Origin of the sequence: Streptomyces sp. NP-1717 (genome assembly GCF_022695985.1) — a bacterium.
Classification (GTDB): domain Bacteria; phylum Actinomycetota; class Actinomycetes; order Streptomycetales; family Streptomycetaceae; genus Streptomyces.
Genome location: NZ_JAAPBF010000046.1, coordinates 1 through 13,542 on the forward strand (window position 1 = coordinate 1; position 13,542 = coordinate 13,542).

Genomic DNA, 13,542 nt, shown 5'->3' on the forward strand with positions numbered 1-13,542 from the left:
GGAGCCTCCGCCGGTGCCTTCGGCCAGCTCGGCGATTTCCGTGCGGGAGAGGGTGAGGACGTCGACGGCCGTCTTGCCCAGGGCGCCCGCCGTGAACGCGAGGGCTCCCGCGAGGTCGGCGAGCGGGGTACGCAGGGTGTGCCAGGGCAGTGCGGGGCGCGCCAGGCCGGTCTCGTGGGCGTAGGCCGCGACAAGCGGATCGGTGGTGTCGTCCGAGGCTCCGTATGCCTCGAAGGCGGCCAAGGTGCCTGCGGCGCCCCCGAGTTGAGCGGGGAGAGCGTCCCGTACCGCCCGCACCCGGTCCCGTGCGTCCAGAACCAGCGACCGCCAGCCGGCCGCCTTGAGGCCGAACGTCGTAGGCACCGCGTGCTGTGTCAGGGTGCGGCCCGGCATCACCGTGTCGCGGTGCGCCGCGGCCAGTTCGGCCAGGGCGCGTTCGGTGCGGGCCAGGTCTGCCAGGACCAGGTCGAGCGTGCGGGATGCGACCAGCATGGCCGCGGTGTCCATGACGTCCTGGCTCGTCGCACCGCGGTGGACGTACGGGCCGTACTTCTCGCCCACCGCCGCCGTCAGGTCGGCGACGAGCGGGATGACGGGGTTGCCCCCGCCCCGCGCGCGCAGCGCGAGATCGTGGATGTCGAAGTGGGTCGCGGCGGCCGCGGCCGTGACCGCCGTGGCGGCCTCGGCAGGCGCCTGGCCGACGGCCGCCTGGGCGCGGGTCAGCGCGGACTCCGCGTCGAGCATCGCCCGCAGGAACGCTGTGTCGCCGGTCGCGGATTCGGCGGCGGAGCCGGCCCGGCCGGGGGCGAGCAGACCCGCGTCGAGGAGGACGGCTGTCACGGGAACTCCAGGAAGACTGTTTCGCCGTCGCCCTGAAGGCGGATGTCGAAACGGTACGTACGGGGGTTGCCCGGCTCCGGCGTGGCGACGAGCGTGGCGCGGCGCTCCGGTTCCAGGGAGTCGAGGAGCACGTCCCCGGAGCCGTCCAGGTAGGCGCGTGTGAAGAGGTGGTGGAGCAGCCCGCGTGCGAAGACGGCGATCGAGATGTACGCGACGCCCCCCGGCGGCAGCGTCCGCACCGCGAAGTGGCCGTCCGCGTCCGTCGGAACGCGCCCGAAGCCGGTGAAGGCGACCCCGTCGCGGCCGATGACCTCGCCGGTCACCGGGTCGTGGCGCACGGACCCGGGCGCACCTGTGCGGGATCCGTCGGGGGCGGGCTGCCACGTCTCGATCAGCGCGTCGGGCACCGGGGCTCCGGCGCCGTCGTACACGTACCCGTGCAGGGTGATCGTGTCGGAGTGCCCGGCGGGGGCGACCTCGGGGCCGCCCGCGAAGGGCAACGCGTAGCCGTAGAACGGGCCGACGGTCTGGGAAGGGGTCGGAGCGTAGGACATCAGTGGTCGTGACCTTCCTCGAAGCGGGTGGCGGTCGGGCCGTCGAGGACGATGTCCCAGCGGTAGCCCAGGGTCCACTCCGGGACGGAGAGGTCGTGGTCGTACGCGGCGACGAGCCGCTCGCGCGCCGCCTCGTCGGTCACGGAGTGCAGCACCGGGTCGTACGGGAACAGCGGATCGCCCGGGAAGTACATCTGTGTCACCAGGCGCTGGGTGAACGCCGATCCGAAGAGCGAGAAGTGGATGTGGGCGGGGCGCCAGGCGTTCACGTGGTTGCGCCACGGGTAGGCGCCCGGCTTGATGGTGGTGAAGGAGTAGCCGCCGTCGTCGTCCGTGAGGCAGCGGCCGAAGCCGGTGAAGTTGGGGTCGAGCGGGGCGGGGTGCTGGTCGAGTTGGTGGGCGTACCGGCCGGACGCGTTGGCCTGCCACAACTCGACGAGCTGGCCGCGTACGGGCCGGCCGGCGCGGTCGAGGACCCGGCCCGAGACGGTTATCCGCTCGCCGAGCGGCTCGCCCGGGTGCCGGCGCGTGAGGTCGTGGTCGAGGGTGGTGATGTCGGTGACGCCGAACGCGGGTCCTGTCAGCTCGACGGCCTCGGGGTCGCGCAGCGGGATCAGCGGCTGCTTGGGGTGGCGGAAGTGGCTGCTGCGATAGGGCGGGTAGTCGCGGGGCGGGTGGTTCTGGGTGGTCGACGCGGCCTGCGCCTTGGCGACCTCGGCGTCGATCATGCGCTGGCTCAGCCCGTCGGGCAGGGGCCCTGTGGTCAGAGGTGCCGCGGTCATGGGTGTGGTGGTGAGCGGTGTCGTCATGGGGGTCGGCTCCGGGTGTACGTGATCGGGGTCAGCGTTCGAGGACGAGAGCGAGGCCCTGTCCGACGCCGATGCAGAGGGTGGCGACGCCCGTGCCCGAGCCCTTGCGGGCCAGTTGGTGGGCGACGGTTCCGGCGAGGCGGGCCCCGGAGGCACCCAGCGGGTGGCCGAGGGCGATCGCGCCGCCCTGGGGGTTGAGGATCGACGGGTCGAACTCGGGCCACTCGGCGACGCAGCCGAGGACCTGGGCGGCGAATGCCTCGTTCAGTTCAAGAGTCGTCAGATCGCCGAAGGTCCTGCCCGCCTTGGTGAGGGCGCGGTTCACCGCCTCGACCGGGGCGAGACCGAAGTAGTGCGGATCGGTCGCCCAGACACCGGAGGCGCTGATACGGGCAAGGGGCTCGCGGCCCGTCGCCTTCAGACCCTCCTCGTCGACGAGGAGCAGCGCGGCGGCGCCGTCGTTGAGCGGGGAGGCGTTGCCCGGTGTCACGGTGCCGTTCTCCGTACGGAACGAAGGCTTGAGCGTCGCCATCGCGGCGAGGGATGCCTCGGGACGCACGCACTCGTCCCGGTCGAGGGCCGCGACGGGCGCGATCTCCGCGTCGAAGAGCCCGTTCTTCCACGCGGCCGCCGCCTTCTGATGCGACGACAGCGCGAAGGTGTCCTGCTGCTCGCGGGTGATGTGGTGCTTGTCCGCGATGAGTTCGGCGGACTCGCCGAGCGGGACGGTCCACCGCGGGTCCATCCTCGGGTTGACCATGCGCCAGCCCAGCGTGGTCGAGTACAGCTCCGTGTGGCCGGCGGGGAACGGCCGGTCGCTCTTGGGCAGGACGTAGGGTGCGCGGGTCATCGACTCGACGCCGCCTGCCAGGGCGATGGAGGCGTCGCCGAGTGCGATGGCCCGCGCGGCCTGGATGACGGCTTCGAGCCCCGAGGCGCAGAGGCGGTTGACGGTGACGCCCGGCACGGCGACGGGGAGCCCGGCGAGCAGGGCGGCCATCCGGGCCACATTGCGGTTCTCCTCGCCCGCGCCGTTGGCGTTGCCGACGTAGACGTCGTCGATCCGTGACGGATCCAAATGGGGCGTGCGGGCGAGAAGTTCCCGGAGGACCCGGGCGGCCAGGTCGTCCGGGCGGACGGAGGCCAGCGAGCCGTTGTACTTTCCGACCGGGGTGCGGACGGCATCGACGATGTAGACGTCGCGGCGGTTCACGTCGTGACCTCCCCAGGGATGTGAACCTTCGCGGCGGTCTTCGCCACGATCTCCTCGGTCGGCACATCCGCCGCGCGCTCCACCAGGACCAGCCCGTTCTCGGTCACGTCCAGTACACCGAGGTCGGTGATGATCCGGTTGACACAGCTCCTGCCGGTCAGCGGCAGCGCGCACTCCTCGACGATCTTGGGGGAGCCGTCCTTGGCGCTGTGCGTCATCACGACGATGACGGTCCGCGCGCCGTGTACGAGATCCATGGCCCCGCCGATGCCGGTGATCATCTTGCCGGGGACGGCCCAGTTGGCGAGATCGCCATTCGCGGACACCTGCATGGCGCCGAGCACGGCGACGTCGATGTGCCCGCCGCGGATCATGCCGAACGACAGCGACGAGTCGAAGTAGGAGGCGCCGGGAAGGACGGTGACGGTCTCCTTGCCCGCGTTGATCAGATCCGGGTCGACCTGGTCGTCGGCCGGGTAAGGACCGGTGCCGAGTATCCCGTTCTCCGATTCCAGAACCACTTCGACGTCGTTGGGGAGGTAGTTGGGGATCAGCGTCGGCAGCCCGATGCCGAGATTGACGTACTGGCCGTCCTTCAGCTCGCGCGCGGCGCGGGCGGCCATCTGCTCACGGGTCCAGGTCATCGCGTGGTTCCTCGTGCCGGAGGCGCGGAAATCGTGCGCCGTTCGATCCGCTTCTCGCCGGCCTGCTCAGGGGTGAGCGCCACGACGCGCTGGACGAAGATCCCGGGCACGTGCACCGCGTCCGGCTCGATCTCACCGGGTTCGACCAGTTCCTCGACCTCGGCGATCGTCACCTTCCCGGCCATCGCCGCCGGCGGGTTGAAGTTGCGGCTGGACTTGTTGAAGACCAGATTCCCGTGCCGGTCCCCCTTGGCGGCCCGTACGAGCGCGAAGTCCGTGCGGATGCCACGCTCAAGGACGTACTCGGTGCCGTCGAACTCCCGTACCTCTTTGGGAGGCGAGGCGAGCGCGACCCCGCCCTGCCCGTCGTAACGCCAGGGCAGACCGCCGTCCGCGACCTGCGTGCCGACACCGGCCGGGGTGTAGAACGCGGGAATCCCACAGCCCCCGGCCCGCAGTCGTTCGGCCAGCGTGCCCTGGGGGATCATCTCCACGTCCAGCTCACCGGCCAGGTACTGGCGGGCGAACTCCTTGTTCCCGCCTATGTACGACCCCGTCACCCGGGAGATACGGCCCGCGGACAGCAGGACGGCGAGGCCGGAGTCCATCGCCCCGCAGTTGTTGGACACCACCTTCAGGCCCGAGACCCCGAGGTCGTACAGCGCGTTGATCAGTACGTTCGGAACGCCGCTGAGGCCGAACCCGCCCACGGCGAGCGTCGCTCCGTTCCGGGCATCGGCCACTGCCTCAGCGGCTGTGGCGATCACCTTGTCCATGCGAGAGCCTCATCCTTCGGGAGCACCCATGCCCCGGATCACATTTACTCAGGGCACTGATTATTTCTTCGAAGCGATTTCATGCTGACACCCGAGGAGTGATGCGTCAACGCCCTCGCCTATGCCTGCGAGTCAGCACCCAGAACGAGCGGTATCCTTCAGTGCACAGACAAACTTACCAACGGGAGGACCTGATGGCCGCGGTGGATCTGACCACCCACCCCGGGCACCTGGCCCGGCGCCTGCAGCAGGCACACCACCTGCTGTGGAACTCGATGGTCTCCGAGGAGACCACCTCCCCCCAGTTCGGCGTCATGAACGCGCTCATGGCCGAGCCCGGCCTGGATCAGCGGACGGTCGGCGAGCGCGTGGGCCTCGACCGTTCCACCATCGCCGAGGTCATCAGCCGGCTCACCGCCCGTGGTCTGCTGGACAAGACCCGCGACCCGGCGGACGGCCGCCGGTTCCTCCTGCGGCTCACCGACGACGGCGCCCGCACCCACCGCAAGCTCAGGGTGCGCACGGCACGCATGAACCAGGTCTTCCTCGCCCCGCTCTCCCCCGAGGAGCAGGCCCTCTTCATGAGCCTGCTCCGACGGGTCTCGGACGCGGCCGAGGAACTGCGCGACCCACTGGGCCCTTGAGGTGAGCTGCCCCCTGAAGCCGGACTCCTGCCCGGAAGCCCAGATACGTGGCGTGCCGAAGTGGCCGGCGACCAGCGCTTCGTGGGCGTGGTCCGGAAGCTGCTGCACGGTGGACGACCGTGGTCCGGCCCCACTGACCTCACGGCTGAACGTGGCCGTACGGGGCCTCGTCTCCAGCCCCCACCGCCTTCCCGCCGGCCCGGATCGACCAGGTCATGGCCCGTTCGGTGACTGTGGCACATCCGCACGCTGCCCGCGACCGGCGGCGACCATCTGTCGGTCGCCGCCGGGATCACGGGTCCGGGCGACAGTCCCTAACTCTCCCGTGTGCCTCCCTCCGCGGACTCTTCGGCGGGCCTGCTGCCCGCCTTGTCGACCACGCCGTGCGCGATCTCGGCGCTGCTGGACAGGAGGGTGCCGGCCTTTCCGTACGTGGAGTCCTCGGTCAGATAGCTGCGGGAGCCGAGGAAGGTGAAGCCCGTAGCGTCGAAGACCCATTCGGTGCGGGTGCCGTACCGAATGTCGTCACGCGCGATGCCGACACCTCGCCGGTCGATTGCGTCACGGGCCTCCGGTGTCCGACGACCGCCTTCGCTGGTCACGTCGGCGCCGCGGACCTTGGACCGGGTGTAGAGGAACTGGTCGTCCCGCACGGTGGGGGCGTCGCTCTTGAGTGCGACATCGGAGATCTGGTGCAGCAGGGCGGTGGCCAGCCGCGCGGTGTCGTTCGTCGAGGCCGGGGATGTCGCGGTGTCGGGCCGCTGGTCGTCGGTGGTGAGCGCGATGCCCGCCGTGAGCGCTCCGGCCAGGGCCAGCGCCGTCACCGGGACGAGGATCGCGGGACGGAGGAGTCGTCGGGCGGGCCGGGGGGTACGGCGGAGGAAAGGGCCAACTCATGGTCATGGGCGTGGTCGCGGTCGATGCGGTCCATCAATCGTTCCTTGTGGTGGAGGTGCCGCTCGGGTGGAAGGTCCGCGACGGCCGCGGCCGGGGAGCAGTCCAGCCGCCGCAGACGCGCCCTGGGTCCAGGGATCATCCCTGCGGGCGCGGGTAGCACGCCGTCTGTCCACTCGTGCCACACCGCGCGGCGGGACCATCCCTGCGGTCCTCCTGTGCTCCCCGCGCGTGCGGGGATGGTCCCGACTTCGACATCGCCTCTTCGTCGAGCTTCTGTGCGATTGCCGCGACTGGTGCAGGGACGGGCCTCTGCTTCCAACCGACGCGGCTGCCCATGCGACTGGTGTCCCTAGCGGTGTTCCGGGTTTTCGTAGTCGTGGCGGCAGCCTGCGTCCCAGGCGGTGCGCTGGTTGCCGTAGGCGGGGATGCCACCCAGGTCCTTCAATGCCCGGGCCAGGTGGAGCAGGTTCCAGGTCATGAACGTGGTGTTGCGGTTGGTGAAGTCGTTTTCGGGTCCGCCGGAGCCCGGGTCGAGGTAGGAGGGGCCGGGGCCGGCCTCGCCGATCCATCCGGCGTCGGCCTGGGGAGGGATGGTGTACCCCAGGTGTTGGAGGCTGTAGAGCACATTCATCGCGCAGTGTTTGACGCCGTCCTCATTGCCGGTGATCAGGCAGCCGCCCACGCGACCGTAATAGGCGTACTGGCCTGCGTCGTTGAGAAGACTGGAGCAGGCGTAGAGGCGTTCGATCACCTGCTTCATCACGGAGCTGTTGTCGCCCAGCCAGATCGGTCCGGCCAGCACGAGGATGTCGGCCGCCATGACCTGACGGTAGAGGTCCGGCCAGGCGTCGGTCTCCCAGCCGTGCTCCGTCATGTCGGGCCACACGCCCGTGGCGATGTCGTGGTCGACGGCCCGGACGATGTCGACGTGAACACCTTGGCCTTCCATGATTGCGGTGCTGCGGCCGATCAGGCCCTGGGTGTTGCTCGTTCCCGGCGAGCGCTTGAGGGTGCAGTTGATCACCAGAGCCCGCAGGTCTTCGTAGCGGGCCGGCGGTGTGTCGGTGGCGGGCGACGAGGCGGTCACACGGTCCTCCCGGAACTCTCTGCGCAGCACGATGCTCGGCGGGGCGCGTCCACATCCGGATTCAGCCTGCGGGCAGCCCGCAGCAGCCGCCATCACAGGGCCGCCGAATGGCCTCGGCATGCCCGAGGCATTGGTGTCCGCACCGCCGCCTCGGCCAGCTGCCTGTGAGTGGCCGGGCTCGGTGGGCGTGCCTCAGTTCGTGTCATGGGTAGCCAAAACGCGACTCCGGGGTCCGGTACATCCTGGTGTGTCACGAGCAGGCCGCCTCGTTCATGGCGGAGATCTACGGACGGCTGACCGGCCGCGCCGGGATGTGCTCGGCGACGTTGGGACCTGGTGCGATTAATCTGCTGCTCGGCACCGCGACGCGATGACCAACGGCTCCCCTATGGTGGCCCTGGCCGCCAAGGGGTCGCTGCGCCGTGTTCACAAGGAATCGCACCAGGTCACCGACCTGGTGTCGATGTTCGCTCCGGTCACCCAGTGGTCGGCCCGCATCGAGTGTCCCGACGCGGTGCCAAAGATGACCCGCAAGGCGTTCAAGACCGCGCAGAGCGAGCGGCCCGGAGCCGTGTTCCTGGCGGTGCCGGAAGACATCGAAGCGGGAGGGTCCCGCAAGGGGCGGGTCATGGCGCGACCGTGGTCGGCACGCCCGCGGGAACCAGCGTGCCTTGATGCCGTGTGCGACGAGGGGGAGTGGGCCGAGGTCCGTGACTCGGCCCGTTGCGAGTTCCTTGCTGCAGAACACGCAGTCCGACGCCTCACTGCTGTCGGCTCGTCAGCTTGTCCACTGGGCGCGGGGAGCACGCGAAGTACGCCGGTGTCGTCTCCCTGACGGTAGGAAGGCGGGACCATCCCCGCGCGTGCGGGGAGCACCTAGACCGCTCCAGGCGCAGCGCCCGGCTTTCCGCGGACTGCCGGGCGCTCAGGCCCAGGGCGTCGGCGACCGTGGCCCACGAGGCGTCGCGCGAGCGCGCCGCGCGCAGCAGATTCAGGGCGTCCAGCCGTGCGCGGGCTTCGTCCAGCATGGTCAGCGCCGCCAGGACATCGTCCACCGGCACCTCCGGAGCTTCCTCGCCCGCCCGTGCGGAGTCGTACGCTGCGGCGCGCACCGCGTACATCACCCGCACGGGATCCACGAAGTCGTTGCCGTCGTTGTGCCGTTCCTTGAGCAGTCCTCTGACCTTGCGTGTCGCTTGCTGTCGTGCCGCGTAGTCCATCGCCATGACGCCGCTCTGGCACCGACAGTGACCGCATGTCAGCGGAACGCTGACGCACTGTCGGAAGGTGGAGCCGTCCGGAGTGAAGCGGGGATTGACCTGGATGCGTACACGAAGGGCGTGGAGTCCAGTTCTTCATGCCCCCGAGGATCATCCCCGCGCGCGGGGATGACCCCTCGCTCCTCCCCGCCGCCACAGCCGCGGCGCAGGACATCGCAAGTGAGAACCTGCACCGTCGGAATTCCAGGTCTGGCCCAGCCTGCATCGACTGCAGGCTCCAGGAGGCGATCGATGGACCGTGCTGGAACGCCGGGCACTGGAGCGACCAGTCGGTTCTACGCCTGCGAGAACTGCATGGGGGCAGCCGATGCGGTGGCCCTGCGGCGAGGTCAGATGGTGTGATCATCGCCGCGTTTGCATACGGCTTCGGCAGCAACTCAAGCATCGTGGGCGGTGGATATGAGCCACGGCTGGCAACTGCCCTTGTTTGTGGCGTACTTGCGCCTAAGTTCTGTGCTCGTGTGCATCTTTCGTGCAGACGTCTAACTTTTCCTACAAGGAAGGGACACACGCCCTCGTGTCTGCATACAGATGGCAAGTGCCGCGGCGCCCGGCGCGCGCGCTTCGTGACAGCTCCCGCGCTGCTCCTGGTCGCCGAGGCGCGGCTTTCACAGTCGGGCCTCGCTGCCTGACTGGCGCGGCGCCCGCGCCGGCGAGGCAGCGCGAAGACGGTCCGGCCGTCGGCAGCCGACATCCCCGTGTCGGATATCGCGTGGGCGGCCGAGCGCGCCAAGCCTCCAGGTGTGGCGTGGGCCATCACCGACGCGACGCGCACGGGCAGGAAGTGGTCGTCACCGACGAGACGGCCGCCGTGATCAAGGCGGTCCGAGAGCGGAGATCGCGCGTGCTCTCGGAGATCTCTATGCATCGGGAATTTCGGCATGCCGTAAAAATCGGCTTCCGGATTCCGCTCTAGCTGGTCGAAAATCTCAACGAAAGGCCATTCAGTGCGAAGACCTTCGCGTCCGATGCGGCGTACGACAAGCACCAATGTGCAGCGTTTCCTGGCGGGTACCGCTCTCCTCGTGGCGAGTTCGGTCCTGTCCACCCTCATCACGACGGTTCCGGCGTCGGCCACCATCAGAGTGGCGGATGAGGAGGACACCGGTCTCTACCGAAGCAGCATCGGTGAGGAACCTCGGCTGTTGCGCTGCACCGCCGGTGTGGCACTCCATATCGGTGGCCCCGCCCTCAAGGCGAAGGCCATCGAAGGGCTGAAGGGAACCAATGCCCGACTCGCCGCGATCGTCGGTAGTCCCTCGCACTGGAACGAACTGTCGTCGGCGGCGGGCGGGGACAAGGAGCTGGCGGATCAGTACCGTGACAGGTCCGATGCCAGGCACAAGGGCTGGGAGGACGCCAATCGTGTTTACGCGAAATCGTCCTACGACGGTGAAGTCGATCTGCATGCCCCTCGGTTCGACGCGCCTGTAAGGGACTTTACCGAGGGTGGCTACCTCAGAGTGGCCAGCAAACTCGGGGAGGACGGTCACGCGCCTCCTTCTGAGAAAGCGCTCCGGAGGGCCGCGGAAATCGCGGACGAGAACCGGGGAAAGGACGTCGACAACGACTTCATCATCGACGGGATCCTCCGCGACGGCTCCTCGCCCTACTACAGGCAGACCACCAGTAGCGACATCGCCGCCTACCTGAGGCGCGGGGGCTTTCCTGCAACGGCTCCGGCCGAGGGGTCTCCCGAATTTCGCGTCGAGGTCGAGTATCTGAAGAACGCCTGGGGTGCGTGTGACAGCCTCAACCCCGTCGACTTCGATCGTGTTCTGAACCCCGTGCTGGTCACGGCCTCCGCGGAGTGGGAAGCGGAGTACGCCGCGCAGGCCGAGCAGCGGAACACGATCATCGAGGCCGAGGCGTCGGCCGCCGCCGAGGCGCAGAAGGCCACCGACGAGATGATCGCGGGAATCGGCCAGGCGTGGCTGGCCGAGCAGATCCTGCTCTGGCAGAAGGAATGGGCGTCCAAGCCCGCCAATGACATCCTGCGGCCGAAGCCCGAAGTTTTCACCCAGGCGAACCTCGATCTGAAACTTGCTCAGCGTGCCGCCCAGGCCAGCTCGCTCAGGGCCGTTACGGCAGTCCGCAACGCTGGTCCACTGGCGACGAAGGTGACGGCGGCACAGAAGTCCGCCTACGAGATCGCCGATGGTCTCGGGGCGCCGAGGGGCCGCGGGCTGGTGTTCGCGCAGCAGTCCGCCCAGGTGGTCAAGGCTTCCTACGCGGCCACCCAGGCGGCGGCCAAGGCAGCGGAAACGGCGTCGAACGCGGCGTCGGCGACGGTCGCGGACAGCAAGGCGCTGTTCGCGCTGAGCCAGACGCAGTCCCACGCGGTCAACACCGAGTTCCGTAAGGCTGCCGCGCTGGAGGCCGCCGCCCAGGCGAAGGCCGCCGCGACGGCGGCCGATGTCCAGGCCAAGGAGGCCGCCGCCAACGCCACCAAGGCGAAGACGGCACAGACGACGGCGGAGAACGCGGAGAAGACAGCCAAGGCAGCTGCCGCCACGGCCAAGGCGCAGCGAGCCAACGCCGAGACAGAGAAGACGAACGCGGCTGCCGAACGCAAGACCGCAGACAGCGAGCGGGCCAAAGCCGGCGCCGCGAACGAGCGGGCTCAGAGCGAACGGGAGACCGCGGGGAGGGCGCTGAGCTCGGCCCAGGCAGCCGCCGAAACGGCGAGCGAACAACGCACGGCCGCCGAAACCGCCGAGCACCGCGCCTTTCTGGCACGGGACAAGGCCGAGGCCGCCGAACGCCGCAAGAACTCAACCGTCGCCCGCGCCAAGGCCCTTGAGGCCGCCGCCGCTGCCGCCGAGGGAACCGATGCCGCGGCCGAGGCTCGGCAGGCGGCGACCGAGGCTCGTACCGCCGCCAACAACGCGGCCGGTGCCGCCACCAGGGCCCGTACCGCCGCTGACGAGGCGTCCACCGCCGCGGTGAACGCGCGCGCCGCCGCGACCAGGGCGGATGGCGCCGCTTCCCGCGCCCGCGCCTCCTCGGACCGGGCGTGGTCGGCCTACCAGACGAGTTATGCCGCTGCGCAGACCGCGCATGCCGCCGCGGCTGAGGCCATCGACGCCTCCGAAGCGGCCTCGAAGAACGCCAGGACGGCGGAGGCGGAAGCGAAGAAGGCTCAGGCAGCCTCGCTGAAGGCACATCAGGAGGCGCTGGCAGCGAAGGACGAGGCCGCCAAGACGGCGGCCTGGTCGGCGAAGACCGCCGGGTTCGCCTTCGCCGCCGCCGAGTCGGCCGCCGCCGCGCGTGACTCGGCGGCCGAGGTGATCAAGCCCGCCAACGAGGCCATCGCGATCGGTACCCCTTTCCGGGAGACCGACAGCGCCGCCGCTTTCGCGGTCCTGGTCGGCCAGATCTCCAAACCCCTGGCCGAACAGCAGGCAGCGGCAGCCACTTCCAAGGGTGTCGAAGCGGCTCAGGCAGCCGCTGCGGCCAAGCTCTTGGCCGAAAAGGCCGCGGGCGACGCGAAGATCGCCGCCCAGGCCGCCGCCGACGCGGCGGCCGACACCACCAAGGCGCTGAAATCCGCCGCCGACGCACGTACGTCCGCGACAGCGGCGGCCAACTCCGCCGCAGCGGCCAAGAAGGCGGACGCCAATACCACCGCCTACAACTCCCAGGCCGGCACCGACGCCTTCTACGCTGACTCGGCCGCCGGCGACGCCGAAAGCGACGCTGCGGCGGCGAACGCCGCCGCCTCCGAGGCGGAGAAGGACGCCGGCAGCGCGCGTACGGCCGCGAGCGCCGCGGAGAAGGACGCGACCACCGCGGACACCGCCGCGACGCAGGCCGAGAAAGACGCGACCGCCGCCGAGACCGCGGCGAGCAACGCGGACAGCGCGGCCAAGGAGGCCGACGAGGCGGCGACCCGCGCCGAGGCGGAGGCACGCAAGCGCGCCGCCGCCGAGTACGCCGCATGGGCGCAGTCCGGCAGAGAGGACACCACAGGCCCGGACCTGTCCACCGACGAGGAAGCCCTTCTGCGCGAACACTGCGGCCAGCAGTGTGTGGACGACTTCCGGGCCGTGAAGAAGCTCGCCGCGCTCCATGTCATCGACTGGATCAAGGAAAACGGCGGCGAGGTCCTTCTTGAGGTCTTCGGCATCGACAACATGGTCAACTGCGTGTCGACGCGGGACATCGAAACCTGCCTGTGGGCCCTGTTCGACCTGGCCAGTGTGGCGATCGGTATCCTCAAGGCCCCCAGGGTCATCAAAGCGATCGACAACGTCGCGGGGGGCATCGACGCCTTCTACGAGTCCTCCAAAACGGCCGAGCGCGCCGTTGAGCGCTACCGGGACCTCATCGCGAGGCTGAAGAAGGAGAAGGAAAACCCCAGCCCCAACCCGCCTTGCACGGAACCTCTCTCGGTGGGAGCCGCACCGCCGGCACGTACCGTGCAGGCCGCGTCGGCGGAGAAGAATCCTTGCAACTGGAAGCTTCCCCCGGGTGTCGGAGTCCCCGTGCTTGATGAATGGGCGATCACAGGGATCAGGGGTTCACACTTCCCTGGCGGGTCAAAAGTAGATAGCAGCAAGGGACTCTTCAAGGGCACCGTGACAAATGAAGATCTGCAGAAGATCTTCGAGGCGGGCATGGAGGACGCTGCACTCTTCAAGGAAAATAAGGATTTCTACTACGAGAAGGAATTCAACTACTCGGATGTCATAGGGTTCACTTCCGGAGATTCAGGGGCAGTACCCACGAGCCGAGTCATCCTCGTCATCAGTAAGTACGAAAGTGTCGTCAACATGTTTCCCGTCAAATAGCCCGT

12 protein-coding genes are annotated in these 13,542 nt (G+C 69.2%); 3 read left to right on the forward strand and 9 right to left on the reverse strand.

What is annotated here, in order from left to right:
* The 6 genes from GXP76_RS12880 to GXP76_RS12905 form a co-directional block, all read right to left on the reverse strand.
* Positions 1-840, reverse strand: an 840-nt coding sequence (locus GXP76_RS12880) for a lyase family protein (RefSeq protein WP_242571640.1), incomplete at its 3' end; no start/stop codon positions are given.
* Positions 837-1,394, reverse strand: a complete 558-nt coding sequence (gene pcaG, locus GXP76_RS12885) for a protocatechuate 3,4-dioxygenase subunit alpha (protein ID WP_242571641.1) — start codon at positions 1,392-1,394, stop codon at positions 837-839. The genes pcaG and GXP76_RS12880, both read right to left, overlap by 4 nt.
* Positions 1,394-2,176, reverse strand: a complete 783-nt coding sequence (pcaH, locus tag GXP76_RS12890; RefSeq protein ID WP_374360829.1) for a protocatechuate 3,4-dioxygenase subunit beta — start codon at positions 2,174-2,176, stop codon at positions 1,394-1,396. Before pcaH ends, pcaG begins: the two co-directional genes overlap by 1 nt.
* Before the next feature lie 58 nt (positions 2,177-2,234).
* A complete protein-coding gene (locus GXP76_RS12895; RefSeq protein ID WP_242571642.1) occupies positions 2,235-3,416 on the reverse strand; it encodes a thiolase family protein in 1,182 nt (393 codons plus the stop codon).
* Positions 3,413-4,060 (reverse strand): CoA transferase subunit B, encoded by a 648-nt coding sequence (locus tag GXP76_RS12900; RefSeq protein ID WP_242571643.1) that lies wholly within the window; start codon positions 4,058-4,060, stop codon positions 3,413-3,415. The genes GXP76_RS12895 and GXP76_RS12900 overlap by 4 nt, the downstream gene beginning before the upstream one ends.
* On the reverse strand, positions 4,057-4,836 hold the full coding sequence (locus GXP76_RS12905; RefSeq protein WP_242571644.1) for a CoA transferase subunit A: 780 nt from the start codon (positions 4,834-4,836) through the stop codon (positions 4,057-4,059). Before GXP76_RS12905 ends, GXP76_RS12900 begins: the two co-directional genes overlap by 4 nt.
* A 194-nt stretch (positions 4,837-5,030) precedes the next feature.
* Between GXP76_RS12905 and GXP76_RS12910 the strand changes: the two genes are divergently transcribed.
* Positions 5,031-5,480, forward strand: coding sequence for a MarR family winged helix-turn-helix transcriptional regulator (locus GXP76_RS12910; protein WP_242571645.1), 450 nt, complete (start codon positions 5,031-5,033; stop codon positions 5,478-5,480).
* Between the two features lie 314 nt (positions 5,481-5,794).
* On the opposite strand, the gene GXP76_RS12915 is transcribed toward GXP76_RS12910, so the two are convergent.
* Both GXP76_RS12915 and GXP76_RS12920 read right to left on the reverse strand, forming a co-directional pair.
* The gene (locus GXP76_RS12915; protein WP_242571646.1) at positions 5,795-6,304 is read right to left on the reverse strand and encodes a hypothetical protein; all 510 of its coding nucleotides are present in this window, start codon (positions 6,302-6,304) and stop codon (positions 5,795-5,797) included.
* A 422-nt stretch (positions 6,305-6,726) separates the two neighbouring features.
* Positions 6,727-7,464 (reverse strand): flavodoxin family protein, encoded by a 738-nt coding sequence (locus tag GXP76_RS12920; protein ID WP_242571647.1) that lies wholly within the window; start codon positions 7,462-7,464, stop codon positions 6,727-6,729.
* A 272-nt stretch (positions 7,465-7,736) separates the two neighbouring features.
* On the opposite strand from GXP76_RS12920, the gene GXP76_RS36025 reads away from it, so the two are divergent.
* Positions 7,737-7,838 carry a thiamine pyrophosphate-binding protein gene (locus GXP76_RS36025; protein ID WP_374360835.1) on the forward strand — a complete coding sequence of 34 codons (102 nt, stop codon included), beginning with the start codon at positions 7,737-7,739 and terminating at the stop codon, positions 7,836-7,838.
* A gap of 387 nt (positions 7,839-8,225) precedes the next feature.
* Here GXP76_RS36025 and GXP76_RS12930 read toward each other — a convergent pair whose 3' ends face one another.
* Positions 8,226-8,690 carry a hypothetical protein gene (locus GXP76_RS12930; RefSeq protein ID WP_242571648.1) on the reverse strand — a complete coding sequence of 155 codons (465 nt, stop codon included), beginning with the start codon at positions 8,688-8,690 and terminating at the stop codon, positions 8,226-8,228.
* 1,046 nt (positions 8,691-9,736) lie between these two features.
* Here GXP76_RS12930 and GXP76_RS12935 point away from each other — a divergent pair.
* Positions 9,737-13,537 (forward strand): hypothetical protein, encoded by a 3,801-nt coding sequence (locus GXP76_RS12935; protein ID WP_242571649.1) that lies wholly within the window; start codon positions 9,737-9,739, stop codon positions 13,535-13,537.
* Positions 13,538-13,542 lie beyond the last annotated feature (5 nt).

What these genes read in the sequence shown, in the direction of transcription:
- GXP76_RS12900 (WP_242571643.1), bottom strand. Translation starts at nt 4,060, where the DNA reads ATGACCTGGACCCGTGAGCAGATGGCCGCCCGCGCCGCGCGCGAGCTG.
- pcaG (WP_242571641.1), bottom strand. Translation starts at nt 1,394, where the DNA reads ATGTCCTACGCTCCGACCCCTTCCCAGACCGTCGGCCCGTTCTACGGC.
- GXP76_RS36025 (WP_374360835.1), top strand. Translation starts at nt 7,737, where the DNA reads ATGGCGGAGATCTACGGACGGCTGACCGGCCGCGCCGGGATGTGCTCG.
- GXP76_RS12930 (WP_242571648.1), bottom strand. Translation starts at nt 8,690, where the DNA reads ATGGCGATGGACTACGCGGCACGACAGCAAGCGACACGCAAGGTCAGA.
- GXP76_RS12910 (WP_242571645.1), top strand. Translation starts at nt 5,031, where the DNA reads ATGGCCGCGGTGGATCTGACCACCCACCCCGGGCACCTGGCCCGGCGC.
- pcaH (WP_374360829.1), bottom strand. Translation starts at nt 2,176, where the DNA reads ATGACCGCGGCACCTCTGACCACAGGGCCCCTGCCCGACGGGCTGAGC.
- GXP76_RS12905 (WP_242571644.1), bottom strand. Translation starts at nt 4,836, where the DNA reads ATGGACAAGGTGATCGCCACAGCCGCTGAGGCAGTGGCCGATGCCCGG.